At 67.3% G+C, this 16,066-nt stretch carries 13 protein-coding genes; 9 read left to right on the top strand and 4 right to left on the bottom strand.

Going from position 1 to position 16,066, the window contains the following annotated elements:
- Nucleotides 1-777 precede the first annotated feature (777 nt).
- Nucleotides 778-2,142: a phage major capsid protein gene (locus ACTHL4_RS05795; RefSeq protein ID WP_440281793.1), complete on the top strand. Its 1,365-nt coding sequence runs from the start codon at nt 778-780 to the stop codon at nt 2,140-2,142.
- 723 nt (nt 2,143-2,865) lie between these two features.
- Here ACTHL4_RS05795 and ACTHL4_RS05790 read toward each other — a convergent pair.
- The gene (locus tag ACTHL4_RS05790) at nt 2,866-3,345 is read right to left on the bottom strand and encodes a hypothetical protein (protein ID WP_440281792.1); all 480 of its coding nucleotides are present in this window, start codon (nt 3,343-3,345) and stop codon (nt 2,866-2,868) included.
- Between the two features lie 227 nt (nt 3,346-3,572).
- Here ACTHL4_RS05790 and dxr point away from each other — a divergent pair, with 227 nt between their 5' ends.
- The 4 genes from dxr to ACTHL4_RS05770 all read left to right on the top strand — a co-directional run bounded on the left by dxr (nt 3,573) and on the right by ACTHL4_RS05770 (nt 7,627).
- On the top strand, nt 3,573-4,778 hold the full coding sequence (gene dxr / locus ACTHL4_RS05785) for a 1-deoxy-D-xylulose-5-phosphate reductoisomerase (protein WP_440281791.1): 1,206 nt from the start codon (nt 3,573-3,575) through the stop codon (nt 4,776-4,778).
- A 35-nt stretch (nt 4,779-4,813) separates the two neighbouring features.
- Nucleotides 4,814-6,145: a M50 family metallopeptidase gene (locus ACTHL4_RS05780; RefSeq protein WP_440281790.1), complete on the top strand. Its 1,332-nt coding sequence runs from the start codon at nt 4,814-4,816 to the stop codon at nt 6,143-6,145.
- 86 nt (nt 6,146-6,231) lie between these two features.
- Nucleotides 6,232-6,819 (top strand): DinB family protein, encoded by a 588-nt coding sequence (locus ACTHL4_RS05775; RefSeq protein WP_440281789.1) that lies wholly within the window; start codon nt 6,232-6,234, stop codon nt 6,817-6,819.
- Nucleotides 6,820-6,892: 73 nt separating this feature from the next.
- Nucleotides 6,893-7,627, top strand: coding sequence for a class I SAM-dependent DNA methyltransferase (locus ACTHL4_RS05770; protein ID WP_440281788.1), 735 nt, complete (start codon nt 6,893-6,895; stop codon nt 7,625-7,627).
- A gap of 312 nt (nt 7,628-7,939) precedes the next feature.
- Here the strand turns inward: ACTHL4_RS05770 and ACTHL4_RS05765 are convergent, their stop codons facing one another.
- Entirely contained in the window at nt 7,940-9,421 is a 1,482-nt protein-coding gene (locus ACTHL4_RS05765; RefSeq protein ID WP_440281787.1) for a nucleobase:cation symporter-2 family protein, read from the bottom strand.
- A 267-nt stretch (nt 9,422-9,688) separates the two neighbouring features.
- On the opposite strand from ACTHL4_RS05765, the gene ispG reads away from it, so the two are divergent.
- Both ispG and ACTHL4_RS05755 read left to right on the top strand, forming a co-directional pair.
- A complete protein-coding gene (gene ispG, locus ACTHL4_RS05760) occupies nt 9,689-10,831 on the top strand; it encodes a flavodoxin-dependent (E)-4-hydroxy-3-methylbut-2-enyl-diphosphate synthase (RefSeq protein ID WP_440281815.1) in 1,143 nt (380 codons plus the stop codon).
- A 91-nt stretch (nt 10,832-10,922) separates the two neighbouring features.
- Nucleotides 10,923-12,701, top strand: a complete 1,779-nt coding sequence (locus ACTHL4_RS05755; protein WP_440281786.1) for an alpha/beta-hydrolase family protein — start codon at nt 10,923-10,925, stop codon at nt 12,699-12,701.
- Here the strand turns inward: ACTHL4_RS05755 and ACTHL4_RS05750 are convergent.
- Nucleotides 12,681-13,298 carry a DUF402 domain-containing protein gene (locus ACTHL4_RS05750; protein WP_440281785.1) on the bottom strand — a complete coding sequence of 206 codons (618 nt, stop codon included), beginning with the start codon at nt 13,296-13,298 and terminating at the stop codon, nt 12,681-12,683. The genes ACTHL4_RS05755 and ACTHL4_RS05750 overlap by 21 nt on opposite strands.
- A gap of 82 nt (nt 13,299-13,380) precedes the next feature.
- On the opposite strand from ACTHL4_RS05750, the gene ACTHL4_RS05745 reads away from it, so the two are divergent.
- Together ACTHL4_RS05745 and ACTHL4_RS05740 are read left to right on the top strand one after the other, a co-directional pair.
- A complete protein-coding gene (locus ACTHL4_RS05745; protein ID WP_440281784.1) occupies nt 13,381-14,223 on the top strand; it encodes a GNAT family N-acetyltransferase in 843 nt (280 codons plus the stop codon).
- A gap of 12 nt (nt 14,224-14,235) precedes the next feature.
- Complete coding sequence (locus ACTHL4_RS05740; protein WP_440281783.1) at nt 14,236-14,625, top strand: DoxX family protein; 390 nt, start codon at nt 14,236-14,238, stop codon at nt 14,623-14,625.
- A gap of 14 nt (nt 14,626-14,639) precedes the next feature.
- Here the strand turns inward: ACTHL4_RS05740 and ACTHL4_RS05735 are convergent, their stop codons facing one another.
- A complete protein-coding gene (locus tag ACTHL4_RS05735; protein WP_440281782.1) occupies nt 14,640-16,028 on the bottom strand; it encodes a CoA transferase in 1,389 nt (462 codons plus the stop codon).
- Nucleotides 16,029-16,066: the final 38 nt, after the last annotated feature.

The raw sequence follows: 16,066 nt of genomic DNA, 5'->3' as shown, positions 1-16,066 counted from the left end.
TGCAGAGCTCGCGCGCCATGAGCTCGCAGGAGTAACCCGCGTGAGCACTCAATATCCCAAGAACTAAACCGCGTGCTATTCACGAGTACTGTCTGCCCTATTCACCTAAAGAATGCACGGTGGCCGGCTCTCGTGGCAGTTCCTATTGCAAAGAGAAGAAACGAATAATCAACAACTCATCACCAAAGAACTAACTAACTACTCACAAGCAAGCGAGCCGCCAAGCTCGAAAGGCGACGCATTCCACGCCTCGCACGTCATGGAATGAACCTCCGCGCGTGCCCTAAAAACGCTGCAATTCCAACGAATGCGGCGCCCTATTTTTGAGCATACCCTAGGGGGGTACCGTGAACTTCGCGAGAGTGCGGCCGGACCCCGACCCCTCTGCGGCTTTCTCTCCCCACGATTTTTACCCGTCCCGGAACCAAAAAGGCGCCGCTAAATGTCCCGGAAACAAGCGGAAAACCGGCCATAACCGTTGCAATTTCCGTGTTCTATCTGGGACAAATGCAGGACTAAACGTGATTATTTGTGTACATTCTGCGCCTATTTCTTGGAACTGTGACGCCCTAGATATAGCCTCTGAAGCGTCGAATTCGACCAGTTAGCCGTGAGGGCCAGGCCCGACCGCCTCGCGCGCGAGCTCCACCGGGGCCGCACCTGTGAGACATGAGACGCCGTGATCCCAAGCGCACATATGCGCGTGGTCGATCCGCTTTCACTCTCCGTATCGCTGCCCAAATTCGGCAGCCAATTCCGAAATGGAACCAAAACCAAATGACTGACGCTTTGCTTACTCGCTTCGACGACCAGATCGCCGACGCCAAGGAAAAGATGGGCGAAATCCTCGACCGCGCCCAAAACGATGGGAACCGCGCGCTGAAGAACTCCGAGGTTCGCGAGTATGACCGGCAAGAGAGCCTCGTTGACTCGCTGGAAGCGAACCGCGCCGTGATGGCTGGCACTATCGCCAAGGAAGACGCCGCGCGAGCGCGCCACGATGCGCACGTTGCCCGCGTTGAGGTCCACTCCCGCGAGCTCGGGGTGACGGGGGACGTTGAGCGCTCCCGCAACGAATACGCCCGGATGGGTGGTGTCTACCTGCCCGAAAATGGTTACAGCTTCTTCAAGGACATGTGCCGCGCGCGCTCGGGCGACTACGAGAGCGCCCAGCGGCTCGCCGAAGATGCCAGCCGCACGCGCGCGCTCAGCACCACCAACAGCGCCGCGGGCGAGTTCGTGCCGCCGCTGTGGCTGGTAGACCAGTTCGTCCAGCTCGCCAGGCCGGGCCGTGTGACCGCCGACGTGCTCCGCCGTGAGGCGCTGCCTGCCGGTACTGACTCGATCAACGTTCCGAAGATCGCTACCGGCTCGAACGTCGCACAGCAGGCCGCACAGAACACCGCCATTTCGCAGGTCGACATGACCACTTCGAGCGTGACCGCTCCCGTGATCACGCTCGCGGGTGCTCAGGTCGTTTCGTCGCAGCTTGTCGAGCAGTCGCCGATCGACGTCGACCGCATGGTGATCGGCGATCTCGCGGCCGACTACGCGCGTGCGCTGAATCTTGCGATCCTGACGGGCTCGGGCTCGGGTGGCCAGATTGAGGGGCTGCAGTCGGTGGCGACCGCAGTTCCCTACACCGCGACCACGCCGAGCAGCGAAGGCGTCATTCAGACTGTCGCTCAGGCGCTCGCCACCGTGGCGCAGAACCGTTACGCGCCCGCGACGCACATCCTGATGACTCCGACCCGCTGGGCGTCGCTGCTGGCCGCTACCGATTCGACGGGGCGCCCGATGGTTGTCGCCGACGGCATCGGGCTCAACGCGTTCGGTGGCCAGTCCATCGCGGGCGCTCAGGGCCGCGTCGGCACGCTGCTCGGGCTGCCTGTGTTTGTCGATCCGTCGATTCCGTCCGACCTCGGCGCGGGCACCAACCAGGACGAGATCTTTGTTCTCCGCGCGGAAGACTCGATCCTCTACGAGTCCGATATTCACGTCGGCGCCTTCGAGCAGACCTACGCGTCCCAGCTCTCGTGGTTGGTCCGCGTGCACGCTTACGTGGCGCTGGCGCACCGCCAGCCGAAGAGTGTCGCTGTGGTGAGCGGAACGGGCATGACTACGCCCGTCTTCGGCAAGTAGTCGACCGAACTTCCAAGCCTGGCAAGGGTTTTCAGCCTTTCGCCCTTGCCAGGCTTGGGCAATCAACGCGCCCCGCGCTCTGGCTCTCCCACCAGGCGCGGGGCGCGCCGCTGTGACGACTTGGATATGAATAGTACAGCTATATACTTCCCTGGTCGCAATGCTCCGAACGCCGCGCGACAACCTTTGCTAGTCAAGAGCGGCTCGGACACGGCAGCGCACGCCGTGTTTCGCCAAGTGCGTAGGTGGCGGCGTGCGCCACAGAGAAGCAAGCGCGTAGGTGGCGGCGTGCGCCACAGGGAAGCAAGCGCGTAGGTGGCCCGGTCTGGCCACACTTGCTAATCAGACTTCGCGCGCGAGAGCCGACATGCTTCGCGCGCATGGGAACGCCCCCGAGTGATCACGTCACTCGGGGGCGTTTTCGTCGCCTGGCGAGCGTTACCGAGCTCGCGCCGGAGAGCTGCCAGGCGTTGCACGCTCATCGCCTGCGGGCGCGAGCTCCGCGAGCTTGCGATTCTCGACCTGCAGCTCTGTGCGCCAGCGCACCTCGAAGCCGAGCAGGTCTTCGAGCTGGGCTATCTCCCTGCGGAGCTGGCGACGTGTCGTGATGCCCATGAGTTCCCCTTGCCGTAGTGGCTCGCACCGCGCGAGCCTGACGCTGCGCAAGCTACGGCGCAGCGTGGCGCTGTACGTGGCCGGGTGTCCCCGTGAGGTCCGAGGCACCTAAAAGAGAGACTGCATCGATCTATGCCGGGCGAGCCTGCGCGCGTTGCGCTTCGCCCTCAAGTGCATGTAGCGAGCGCGGACGGGATGAGCGAGGTATGCCCCAAGGATGAGATGGAGGTCTGTGCTCCTGGCGCCGAGTTCGTCGAGGCTAAACCCGGAGCCTAGTGGGGCGTCGCCGCGATTCTTCCGCTTGCGTTCCAGGCCTTCTGTGATCATCAGAGGCATGTGGAGGCGTGCATAAACTGACGGGACGCCGAGTGCATACAACGTTCCACGCAAGTCCAAGAAGTCGTTGGTGACGTCGTTGACCGACCCCGGGCCAGCCGCAAGATTGAGACACAAGTTCATCTGCTGGAGGGCCTTGCTTATGAGCTCGCGACGAGCCGAGTTCTTCGCGCCGACGTAGCCAAGGAAGCTACCCGCAAGGCCTGAAACGATGCCGACGACGCTACTTGCCAGAATCTGTGACCAGTCCATGAGGTCATCATCACGGTGAGGGCCACGTTCGCGGGTGCGGCTCGCGGCATCAGGCGTGCCCGCTTGAGCTCCGCTCGACACTGCTGAGCGCGCCGAGAGCTGCTGTGCAAAAACGCACAACGCGAACCGATGTTTGCAACTGTGTTCGAGCATGTGCGGGCCACGAAACGTTGGGATTCTGCGGGCCGCGTTGCGATCGCTGGGCTTGCGCCACCAATAATGAGGGCGTGACTCAGACAACTGCCGCTGCCCCGGCCCAGCGTTCCGTCGCGATCCTGGGTTCCACCGGCTCGATCGGCACGCAGGCGATCGACATCGTGTCGCGCAATCCCGACCGTTTCCGGGTGACCGCGTTGAGTGCCGGCGGAGGGCAGCCGCGTCTGCTGGCGCAGCAGGCCGTGCAGTGCCGGGCCGCCCTCGTCGGGTTGGCCACCGGTGACCAGCACGCGTTCGCGCGGGTGCTGCAGGAGGAAGCGCGCGCGGCAGGTCGGTCGTCATACCGCCCGGACATCGTGGTCGGTCCGGATGCCTCGGAGCAGGTCGCGCGGTGTGGGGCCGACGTGGTCCTCAACGGCATCACCGGCTCGATCGGGCTCCGGCCGACGCTCGCGGCCCTGGACGCCGGATCGACGCTGGCACTGGCGAACAAGGAGTCCCTGATCGTCGGTGGGCCGATCGTCACACGCGCCGCTCGACCCGGACAGATCGTGCCGGTCGACAGTGAGCACTCGGCGATCGCCCAGAGTCTGCGGGCCGGCAGCGAACGGGAAGTACGCCGCCTGGTGATCACCGCCAGCGGGGGCCCGTTCCGGGGATTGCCGTTCGAGGAGCTGAAGAGGGTGTCGCCGCAACAGGCGCTCGCCCACCCGAACTTCGCGATGGGCAAGGTCATCACCACCAACTCGGCCACGTTGGTCAACAAGGGCCTGGAGGTGATCGAGGCGCATCTGCTCTTCGACATACCGTTCGATCGCATCGACGTCGTGGTCCACCCGCAGCAATGCATCCATTCGATGGTCGAGTTCGTCGACGGTGCGGTCGTGGCCCAGATCGGACTGCCGACCATGCTGGTGCCGATCGCTCTCGGACTCGGCTGGCCCGATCGAGTGCCCGAGGCGGAGGCGCCCATCGATTGGTCGAAGGCTGCCGACTGGCGGTTCGAGCCGCTGAACGACGACGCGTTCCCTGCTGTGCGACTCGCTCGTGAAGTCGGCATGGCGGGCTCGACCTACCCCGCCGTCTACAACGCCGCGAACGAGGAGTGCGTGGCCGCCTTCCACGACGGCCGCATCACCTTCACCGACATCGTCGGCACCGTGCGGTCCGTGGTGGACGACCACGCCGCCTCGGACGCCGAGCTCACCGTCGAGCAGGTGCTGGCCGCGGAGACGTGGGCTCGAGCACACGCACAGGAGATCCTCGATCGGCGCTGAGCGCCGTCGCAGGTGGCCATGAGACGCTGGTAGGCGTGTTGTTCCTGCTCGGCGTGATCATTCTGCTGCTCGGCATCGGCGTCTCCATCGCTCTGCACGAGTTGGGTCACCTCACGCCTGCGAAGCTGTTCGGCGTCAAGGTGACCCAGTACATGGTCGGCTTCGGCCCGACGATCTGGTCGCGGCGCCGGGGAGAGACCGAATACGGGCTCAAGGCGATCCCGTTGGGCGGCTACATCCGCATGATCGGCATGTTCCCGCCGCGCGCCGGCGAAGAGGCCGGCTACATCCGCGCCTCGTCGACCGGCCGCTTCAGTCAGCTGGCCGACCAGATGCGGGAAGACGCCTACGAACACATCGCGCCGCACGACGCGGACCGGGTCTTCTACAAGCTGCCGACCTGGAAGAAGGTCGTCATCATGTTCGGCGGCCCGTTCATGAACCTGGTCATCGCCTTGGTGCTGCTGGTGATCATCGCCAGCGGCATCGGGCTTCCGGTGCAGCAGACCGCGAACATCGCCTCGGTGCAACCGTGTTCGCCGACCGCCGGCGGTGCCACGGTCACGGCGTGCTCGGGCGCCGACCGCAGCGCGGCTGCTGCGGCCGGGATCGAGCCGGGCGACCGGATCGTGTCGATCGACGGCACCAAGATCACCTCCACCACCGAGTTCACGCAGATCGTGCGCTCCCACCCCGGGGAGCAGATCCCGTTGGTGGTGGAACGCCACGGCACCGACGTCCGGTTGCAAGTGACCCCCAAGCTGCAGCGGATGCCGAAGCAGGACAGCAACGGTGCGAAGGTCGTCAACTGGAAGGGCGAGGTCGAGTACGCCGACGTGGGGGTGATCGGTGCGTCGATCGGGGGCACCTACCGCGACGAGCGCCAGTCGCTGCCGGAGGCCATGCAGACGTTCGGCGACGCCTTGGGCAAGACGTCCTCGGTCTTCCTGAAGATCCCGCAGAAGATGGTCGGCGTCTGGAACGCGGCCTTCAGCGGCGGCACCCGTGACCAGTACAGCCCACAGTCGGTCGTGGGCGTCGGCCGCGCGGCCGGCGACGTGACCGAGTCCAAGTACGCCAGCACGCAGGACAAGATCGTGATCCTGCTGATGATCCTGGCATCGCTCAACATGGCACTGTTCGTCTTCAACCTGGTGCCTCTGCTGCCCCTGGACGGCGGCCACATCGCCGGGGCGTTGTGGGAGGCGATCAAGCGGCGCATCGCGCGAGCGCGAGGCATTGAGGGTCCGGTGTATGTCGACGTGGCCAAGGCGCTGCCGCTGGCGTACGGCGTGTCGGTGGTGCTGTTGGTGATGTTCGCGCTGTTGGCCTACGCCGACATCGTCAACCCGGTCAAGCTCGGCTGACGCCGCTCGCGCCAGCGGACCGATACTGTCCGCAAGGAGCGGCAGGCTCGTCTCGTTCGCACCACCGCTGACGATGAGGAGCCACCATGTACGCACCTGCCGAGCACGACGAGATCACCGGTCTGACCGGTTACATCCAGCAGCAACTGGACCATCTGCGGGCATCGCTGCACGGACTGACCGAGGCCGAGGCGAAGGCGACACCCTGCCGCAGTTCGCTGTCCGTGGCCGCGCTGGTCAAGCATGCGGCATACGTGTTGCGTGGCAACGTCGAGCGGCTGGACGGTGTCACCAGGGCTCTCGACGAGGCCGGCTTCTCGGCCTACCTGAGCAGTCTTGTGGTGGGTGAGGACGAGGCAGTGACCGATGTGCTGGCCGAATTCGACGCCGCCCGAACGGCGTTCGCCGCGAAGCTGACGGAGGCGGACCCGGACGCCGGCATCACGGAGCCGCCGGCGCCGTGGGACGGGATCTTCGACGAACGTCCGGCGAAGGTGCGCTATCTGTTGGTGCACGTGATCGAGGAACTCGCCCGCCATGCCGGGCACGCCGACATCATCCGTGAGCAGATCGACGGTGCGTCGGTGCCGGCGCTCGTCCTCACCCTGGAGGGTGCTGCGCCGTCGCAGTTCTTCCAGCCCTTCGTCGCCGAGCCGGGCACTATCGGCGCGTAACGATATTCATCGGACATCTTCGCTGGCACTTATTCGGTGGCATTGTCCCGCGGGTCGCGGCAGGGTCGTGGCCATGACGAGCAGCAGTGACCTGTGGGACGCCGAGACCGCCGAGCGGTATGACGAGGAGTCGTCGTTCATGTTCACGTCGGAGGTGTTGGATCCGGCGGTCGACTTTCTGGCGCGACTGGCCGGAAAGGGACCGGCGCTCGAGTTCGCGATCGGCACCGGGAGAGTGGCCATCCCGTTGCACGACAAGGGAATCAGCGTGTCCGGGATCGAGTTGTCGCAGCCCATGGCCGACCAGTTGGCCGCCAAGCGTGCCGACGTCCCGGTCACGGTCGGCGACATGGCGACGACCTCCGTGGACGGCGACTTCACCCTGGTCTTCCTCGTCTGGAACAGCCTGGGCAACGTGCGAACCCAGGACGAACAGGTCGAGGTGTTCCGAAATGCCGCTCGACACCTGGTGCCGGGCGGCCGTTTCGTCGTCGAGATCGGCGTCCCGAATCTGCGGCGTCTGCCACCGGGTCAGACCGCGGTGCCGTTCCACGTGGGGGAGCGCCACGTCGGCTTCGACACGTATGACCTGGTGACCCAGCAGAGCCAGTCCCACCATTACACCCGCCAGGACGACGGTTCATTCCGTCACGGTGTCGGCAACTTCCGCTACGCCTGGCCGGCGGAGTGTGACCTGATGGCACAGCTCGCCGGTATGACGCTCGAGCAGCGGTTCGCCGACTGGCACGGCAGCGAGTTCACCGCAGACAGCGAGTCGCACGTGTCGGTGTGGCGGCTGCCGGGCTGAGGTCCGCCGAGATTCGTTATCCGCACCCCTCTCGAACGGCATCGTCGCTGGGGAGGGAGTACTTGTGAATAACATTCATCACCGAAGAGTGTTGCTGTTGTTGGCTATTCCCACGCCGACGGTGGTGAGACGTCCGAGCGCAATGGTGAAGGGCTCTGCGAGCGCTGCAACTACGTCACGGAGCATCCCGATATTCAGGTGATTGGGGATCCCAGCCGCACGACCTGGCCGAAGCACCTGTCGCCATACCGAAGCCGTCATGCCGGCCTGCTCCAGTGCAGACCGGCATGACGGTGTTTCGGGTGGCGGACGTTACTCGGCGGTGACCCCGTCCACGCTGGCGGTCACAGTGTCCTTGGACTGACCACGACGCGGCCGACGCTCCGACGCGGCGATGTCGTCCTCGAGGCGTTCGCCCAGTTCGTCGACGCGGTTCTCCCGCTCGGCGAACACGGACGCACCCGGCTTGTTGCCCCACTTCCACTCGTTGAAGAAGATGTTGAGCAGCACCGCGCTGATCGCGGCCGAGCTGATGCCCGAGTCCATGATCACGCTGAACCAGTCCGGGAACTTGTCCCAGAAGGTGGGCATGCCGACCGGGATCATGCCGAACGCGAAGGCGACCGAGACGATGACGAGGTTCAGTCCGCCCGAGTAGTCGACCCGGGCGAGGGTGCGGATGCCGCTCGCCGTGACCGAACCGAACAGGATGATCCCCGCGCCGCCCAGCACCGGATAGGGGATGCCCGCGATCACTGCGCCGACGACCGGCAGCAGGCCGAGCACGACCAGCACGCCACCACCGGCCGCGACGGCGAACCGGCTCTTGATCCCGGTGAGTGCCACCAGACCGACGTTCTGCGCGAAGGCGCTGGCCGGGAAGCTGCCGACCAGCGGCGCAACGGTCGTGGCCGCCATGTCGGCGCGCAGGCCGGCCGCGACGCGCTTGTCGTCCACCTCGGTCTCCACGATCTCGCCGATCGCCAGGATGTCGGCGGTGGTCTCGGTCATGATCACGAAGATGACGATGGTCATCGACACGATCGCGCCGAACTGGAACTCCGGGGAGCCGAAGTGCAGGAACTGTGGCAGGGCGACGACCTTGGCGTCCTTGACCGCGGAGAAGTCCGCGTGACCCGTCACGACGGCGATCAGCGTGCCGATCACCATGCCGATCAGGATCGACAGTCGCGAGATCGCGCCCTGGAAGAGCCGGCTGATCAACACGATGATCAGCAGGGTGATCGCCGCCAGGCCGATGTGGGAGGGGTCGCCGAAGTCTTTGGCCGACTGGTTGCCGCCCATGCACCAACTGAACGAGACCGGCAGCAGCGAAGCGCCGATGACGGTGATGATCGAGCCCGTCACGACCGCGGGGAAGAACCGCACGATGCGCGCGAAGTAGGTCGAGGCGAGCACGCCGATGATGCCGGCGACGATGATCGAGCCGAGGACCGGCCGCAGCCCGTCCTTGCTGGCGATCGACACCATGGTCGAGACGCTGGCGAAGGACACGCCTTGGACGATCGGCAGGCGGCTGCCCACCGGTCCGACGCCCAGCGTCTGCAGCAGGGTGGCCAGGCCGCTGATGAACAGGCCGGCGGTGACGAGCAGCGCGATGTCGCTGGGCTTCAGATGCGCGGCTCCGCCGATGATGATGGGTGGGGCGATCACTCCGCCATACATCGTCAGGATGTGTTGGGTTCCGTAGATCAACAGTCGGCCGGGACGGTACATCGTGTCCTCGGGACGACCCTGATACTTCGAGGTGCCCTCGCGTCGTAGGAGTTTCACGGCGCCATCCTCAGAGGTGTCTGGGCGCGGGACCGCCAGGGTCGGGGCGCGAGCAGGAAGGTCGGGGGAGCTCAGCGTGCACGATTCTCTCCGTTTCATAATGTGGAACTGCATTTTCGATATCCGAAAGCGTGACATGGACCACATTCCGCGTCAACAGTTTGTTGAAGAGTGCTCGGTCAGCGGGACGGCGCGGGCGGCCGGTCGGGCACGTGCCGATCACTTCGGACCGAGAGTCATACTGGAGACGTGACTGTTTCTCTCGGTATGCCGAGCGCTCCGGCGCCGGTGCTCGCTCCCCGCCGCAAGTCTCGCAAGATCAAGGTCGGGAAGGTCGAGGTCGGAGGAGACGCTCCGATCTCCGTGCAGTCGATGTGCACGACACCGACCACCGACATCAACGCCACACTGCAGCAGATCGCCGAGCTGACGGCGGCGGGCTGCGACATCGTGCGGGTGGCGTGCCCGAGCCAGGACGACGCCGATGCGTTGCCGGCGATCGCGAAGAAGTCGCAGATCCCGGTCATCGCCGACATCCACTTCCAGCCGAAATATGTCTTCGCCGCCATCGACGCCGGCTGTGCGGGCGTGCGGGTCAACCCCGGCAACATCCGCAAGTTCGACGACCAGGTCAAGCAGATCGCGCGCGCCGCCAAGGACGCCGGCGTCTCGCTGCGGATCGGTGTCAACGCCGGCTCGCTCGACAGGCGACTGCTGGAGAAGTACGGCAAGCCAACCGCGGAGGCGCTCGTCGAGTCGGCCGTCTGGGAGGCCAGCCTCTTCGAGGAGCACGATTTCCACGACTTCAAGATCTCGGTGAAGCACAACGACCCGGTGGTCATGGTGCGCGCCTACCAGTTGCTCGCCGAGCGCGGCGACTGGCCGCTGCACCTGGGCGTCACCGAGGCCGGCCCGGCGTTCCAGGGCACCATCAAGTCCGCGACCGCCTTCGGGGCGTTGTTGTCGCAGGGCATCGGCGACACCATCCGCGTCTCGCTCTCCGCGCCACCGGTGGAGGAGATCAAGGTGGGCAACCAGATCCTGCAGTCCCTCAACCTCAAGCCGCGCAAGCTGGAGATCGTCTCATGCCCTTCCTGCGGGCGGGCACAGGTCGATGTCTACAAGCTCGCCGACGAGGTCACCGCCGGCCTCGAAGGTATGACGGTCCCGCTTCGCGTCGCGGTGATGGGTTGCGTCGTCAACGGCCCCGGCGAGGCGCGGGAGGCCGATCTGGGCGTTGCGTCCGGCAACGGCAAGGGACAGATCTTCGTCAAGGGCGAGGTGATCAAGACCGTTCCCGAGTCGCAGATCGTCGAGACCCTCATCGAGGAAGCCATGCGCATCGCCGACGAGATGGGCGAGCCGGTGGACGAGGACGCCGCGGGCAGCCCGAGCGTCACAGTCGGCTGACCGGCCGAGCGCCCGCTGTGGACCTCGGGCTGTTGCGAGGCTGCAGGGAGCCGTGCGGCGGTGCGACGCCGACGATGGATACCCTTCGGGGGTGACCAGCCGCGCTTCCGCTCCTGAGGTCGCAGACACGTCACCCGGCCCGGTGGCCATCCGGGATGACGACCCCACCGAGTCCGAGAACGCCGGCGAACCCAACGTTTTCGCCCGCTTCCTGGCACGCCGGTCAGTCACCGGGTTGGTGCTCGGCTGGCTGGCGCTGCTGGCGAGTTTCGCCCCCAGCCTGTTGCCGCGGCCGTGGGCCGTGCAGGCCGCCGCCTCGGCCCTGTCCGCCATCACCGGGTACGCCGCGGGCACCCTGCTGGGCTCGGTCGCGTCCGTCGTCTTCGGCTGGCTGGGTGTGCGCGTGGTCTTCGCCGAAGCGCGTCGCACCCGCGTGCACATCGTGTTGTGGACGCTCGCGGTGGCCATCACGATCACGGTCTGGTTCGCCGGTTATCGCGGTCGCCGACACAGCGCCCGGTTGGTCGATCTGCCGGCCCCCTCGCTGCTCAGCGACGGACTGTCGCTGCTCGCCGCGATCGCCCTCACGGCCGTGCTGCTGGCGATCGTGTGGACGGTGCGCAGCGCCTTTCGCGCGTCCCGGTTCGTGCTCGGCTTCGCGCTCCCGAAACCGGTCGCAGGCCTGCTGGCCGTGTGCCTGGTGGCCGGGTCGGCGACCTGGCTGACCCGCAGCGTCATCGCGGTGAAGGGGCTGGAGGCGTTGTCGGCGTCCGCGGCGAAGGTCAACAACGCGCCGCCGGACGGGCTGACGGCTCCGATCTCACCGCTGGTCTCCGGTGGCCCCGGCGCGACCCAGCCGTGGTCGAAGCTGGGGCGGGAGGGCCAGATCTACACCGCGCACACGCCGTCCGCGCAGACCATCTCGGCGATCACCGGGCAGCCCGCCCAGCAGCCCATCCGGCTCTACGCCGCGCCGGAGACCGGCGATGTCGACCCGCACGCACTGGTGCACGTCATCGTCCAGGAGTTGCGCCGTACCGGCGCCCTGGACCGCAGATTCATCAACGTGGTCGGCACCACGGGCAGTGGCTGGGTGGACGAATACAACGTGCGCACCCTGGAGGTGCTCACCGGTGGCGACGTCGCCACCGTCGCGGTGCAGTACTCGTTCCTGCCCAGCGTGGTGCAGTTCCTCACCAACCGCTCGCTGCCGGCGCAGGGCGGGGAGGAGCTGGTGCGAACCGTCCACGCGATGATCCAGGCGCGCTCACCGGACCGGCGGCCGGAGTTGTTGCTCTCGGGCGAGTCGCTCGGTGCGTTGAGCACCGAGGCCGCGTTCAGTCGCGCCGACCAGTTGCTGTCGATGGTCGACGGTGCGCTGTGGAGCGGCACGCCCAACTCCACGCCGCTCTGGCGGTCCATCACCAGGGATCGCCAGCGTGGCAGCCCGCAGGTCGCTCCGGTGATCGACAACGGGCGGCACATCCGCTTCGCGGGCAACACCGCACAGATCGACCGGGACGCCTACGGCCGCCCGCTCGGCGACTGGCGCCCGCCCCGGGTGTTGTTCTTGCAGCATCCGTCCGATCCGATCGTCTGGTGGGACCCCTCACTGATCTACCGTCAGCCGGCATGGACCCGTGAGCGCGCGGGCCACGACGTGGACAAGGACCTCACCTGGTATCCGCTGGTGACCTTCTGGCTCACGACCGTGGACCTGATCTCGGCCAACTCCTCGGTGGGCGGTCACGGACACCGCTACCGGGCCGAGCAGGTCGACGGCTGGGCAGGCGTCCTCGGCGTGCCGGTCGACGCGTCCGAGAAGACCGAGATCGTCAGGTCGGTCGAGTCACTCGACGCCGACGGCTGACTCGGTGCCGTCCGCATCCTGACCGTATGACGTGCCGTCGGTCGTGCCCGGGTGCAGCCGGCGCATCCAGCGCCATCCGGTGTCGTCGAACGGGCCCCGCCCGTCCCGGATCGCGCCGAACACCCTCCTGGTGTCGTCCTCAGCTCGCCGGACGACCTCCTCCGGGTAACCGAATCTGCGCTGATGGTCGAGGAATTCGTCCTCGTCGTCGACATACAGGAAGCCGTTCGCGCGCTGCACGACGTCCAGATCGAGGTCGATCATCGTCACCCGCCAGCCCCCGTCGTCGGTGCGTGACCAGACCGGCGGAGTGGTGATGTCGACATACACCTGGACCAGCTCGGGCGACCCGGTCGGCTCGTTGAACGCCGGCGTGAAGCCCGTCGCCGGTGGGAACAGCGAGACCGAGTCACGCTCGAGGTCGAAGGCCGCGCCGGGCCGCTCGAAGTGCGTCCCCTGCGGGAAGCCCACCCAGCAACCGTGGACATCGACACCCAGCAGAGTGCCGTAGCTCTGCCAGTGCGGCGATCCGTCCCACTTGCGGTAGTCGGCGTGAACGCGTGTTCCGGAGGGGTCGGAGGCCGTGGGAGAAGTCATCAGCGGCACTGTAACGAGAGACACCCCGAATCGATCAGCGGATTTCGGTGTGTGCGGGAGCGGACGGTGCAAGGCTGGAGGTGTGTTACGGACGCTCGGCGGAGCACGGGCTCTCGGCCCCGGCGACTTCTCGGCGGCGTTGGACCTGTGTGCGGCGGACCCACTGGCCAACGTCTTCGTCGCGGCGCGCCTCATCGAGGGCGGCCCGTCCTACGTCGGCGCACTGCTCGGCACGGACGACGGTCGACGGCTGCGGTCGATGTGCTGGACGTCCGCCAACGTCGTGCCGATCGCCGCCGACGATGCGGCTCTGGACGCCTTCGCAGTCCGGTTGCGGCGCAAGCGACGCCGCTGCTCCTCCATCTTCGGCGACGCCGAACAGGTCCTCGGGCTGTGGCAACGGCTGGAAAGGCACTGGGGCGACGCACGATCGGTCCGGCCGGACCAGCCGATGCTGGCCGTGTCGTCGCTCCCGGCGCACGGCACCGGCCCGGTGGACGCCCGGGTGCGCCGGGCTCGGCTCGACGAGGTCGACGAGGTGCTGCCCGCCTCGGCCGCGATGTTCACCGAGGAGATCGGCTACCCGCCCTACACCGGCTCCGATCGTGAATACCGCCGCATGGTCACCTCGCTCATCAGCGCCGGGCACACCTTCGTCGTGACCGAGGGCCACCGGGTCGTCTTCAAGGCCGACGTCGGCTCGCTGGCGGCCGGAGTGGCGCAGTTGCAAGGCGTCTGGGTGGCGCCCGAGCGGCGCGGACAGGGCCTGGCGACGCCCGCGATGCGGGCGGTGGTGCAGCAGGTCATCGAGACCATCGCGCCGACGGTGACGCTCTATGTCAACGGCTACAACGAGCCGGCGCTGCGCACCTACCATGCCGCCGGCTTCCGGCAGGTGGGCACCTTCGCGACCGTCATCCTCTGAAACACTCCGAGCATGGTTGCCTCCCTGACCCCGACCGCCAAGATCCTCGTGGGCGCGTTCGCCACTTCCGGCGTGCTGCATCTGGTGCGTCCGCAGACGTTCGCCCCGATCATGCCGTCGAAGGTGCCGCGGCCGGTTGACGTCATCCGTGCCTCCGGCATCGCCGAATTGGCCTGCGCCGCAGGGCTGCTCGTGCCGACGACGCGCCGCACCGCCGGCCGCGCCTCGGCTGCGCTGCTGCTGGGCGTGTTCCCGGCCAACGTGCAGATGACGGCCAACGCAGCGAAGGTGGTTGCCACCCGGGGTGCCTCGCCGTCCCGGGCGATGTTCCTGGCCGGCACGGTGGCGCGCCTGCCATTGCAGTGGCCGCTCATCCGGGCCGCGTGGGGCGCCGGCCGCTGACCTGCACGCGCCACTCAGTGGCTCAGCCGGTCATCCGCTGATTCGTTCGGTTCGTCGTCGAGCCACCATTCCGGCGGGTCGGCCGCATAGCGGCGCGGCGGCGACGGGAAGTCCAGCGGCACGTGGCCGGCGAACAGCGGCGGGCGCACGTAGTCGATGCTGCCGTACGGCGAGGCGGCGCTGGCCGACCACAGCGGGCAGTCGGGGCCGTCGAAGGCGTCCTGCGGCTCGACGGGGGCCGCATCCCGCTGCAACAGCCAGTGCGCGGTGCGGGCAAGGGCCAGCCGTGCGCCGGCGCCGCCCTCGTACGGGCGGCGGGCCAGCAGTCGCATGGCCGTCGCCGCGATCAGGTACCCGGTGGCGTGGTCCAACGCCTGGACCGGGAGCGCCCCGGGCCGGCCCTGGCCGTCCGCGTAGCCGGTGGCGATGCCACTGACGGCCTGCACGATGCTGTCGAAGCCACGCTCCTGTCCCCAGGCGCCCATGTCGCCCCACGCGGACAGTTCGACGACCACCATGCGGGGATGATCGGCGAGGAGCGACGACCGGTCCAGTCCGAAGCGGTGCAGGGACCCCGGTCGGTAGCCGCTGAGCACGATGTCGGCGGTGCCGGCGAGCTCGCGCACCGTCGCCAGACCGTGCGTGTCGGCGAAGTCGAGTGCCGCCGTCCGTTTCGCGAAACCGGTGTCCAGGTGCTGTTCGAGCAGTTCGGGGCGGTCGGGCCGGTCGATCCGCAGCACATCGGCGCCCAGCGCACCGAGGAAGCGTGCTGCCGTCGGGCCGGCGATGACCCGGGTCAGATCCAGCACGCGGACTCCGTGCAAGGGCAGCGAATCCGACGGCAGGAGAGGACTGGTCGCACCGGTCGACGGATCGACGGTCACCAGCGGACGGTCGGCGATGGCCGCGCGATGGTGGGGGTGCGCGCGCCATACGTCCGCGCTGCGTACCGCACCGGCGATGCCGCCGGCGGCGCGCAGCTCCTCCTCGAGCGACACCGCAGTGCGCTCCTGTATGGCGCTCGCGACCGCACGCCGGTCCGGCGCGCCGAGAACGGCACGGATCACGTCGGCATGGTGGGGATAGTTGCCGTGCAGCCGGATCCAGCCGTCGGCGGTCCGGAAGAAACCGGACAGTTCGCCCCATCCGTGCAGTGCTTCCCCGTTCACCCTGAGCCGGTCGAGCGACCCGAACGATGCGCCGACCAGGCCGCTCGCGACGAACGAGCGCCAGGACGAACCACGTGCAGATGCAAGGGCATTCGCCGCAGAGGCCGCCGCGACGACACTGCCGACGGCGAGCCCTTCGACGTCCAGCGGACCGGTCCACCAGCGTCGCGGGCCACGGGCGAGCTCGTCGGACGCCCACGGCAGCGGCAGCGCCGGCCAAGAGGTCGGTTCCATCCGACGACCGTAGCGTCCAGGGCCGGGGAGCTGCGTAG

The organism is Flexivirga sp. (assembly GCF_051955415.1).
In the GTDB taxonomy this organism is placed as follows: Bacteria; Actinomycetota; Actinomycetes; order Actinomycetales; family Dermatophilaceae; genus Flexivirga.
Note: the sequence above shows the minus strand (reverse complement) of the source record. Positions and strands in the feature narration are given on the sequence as shown.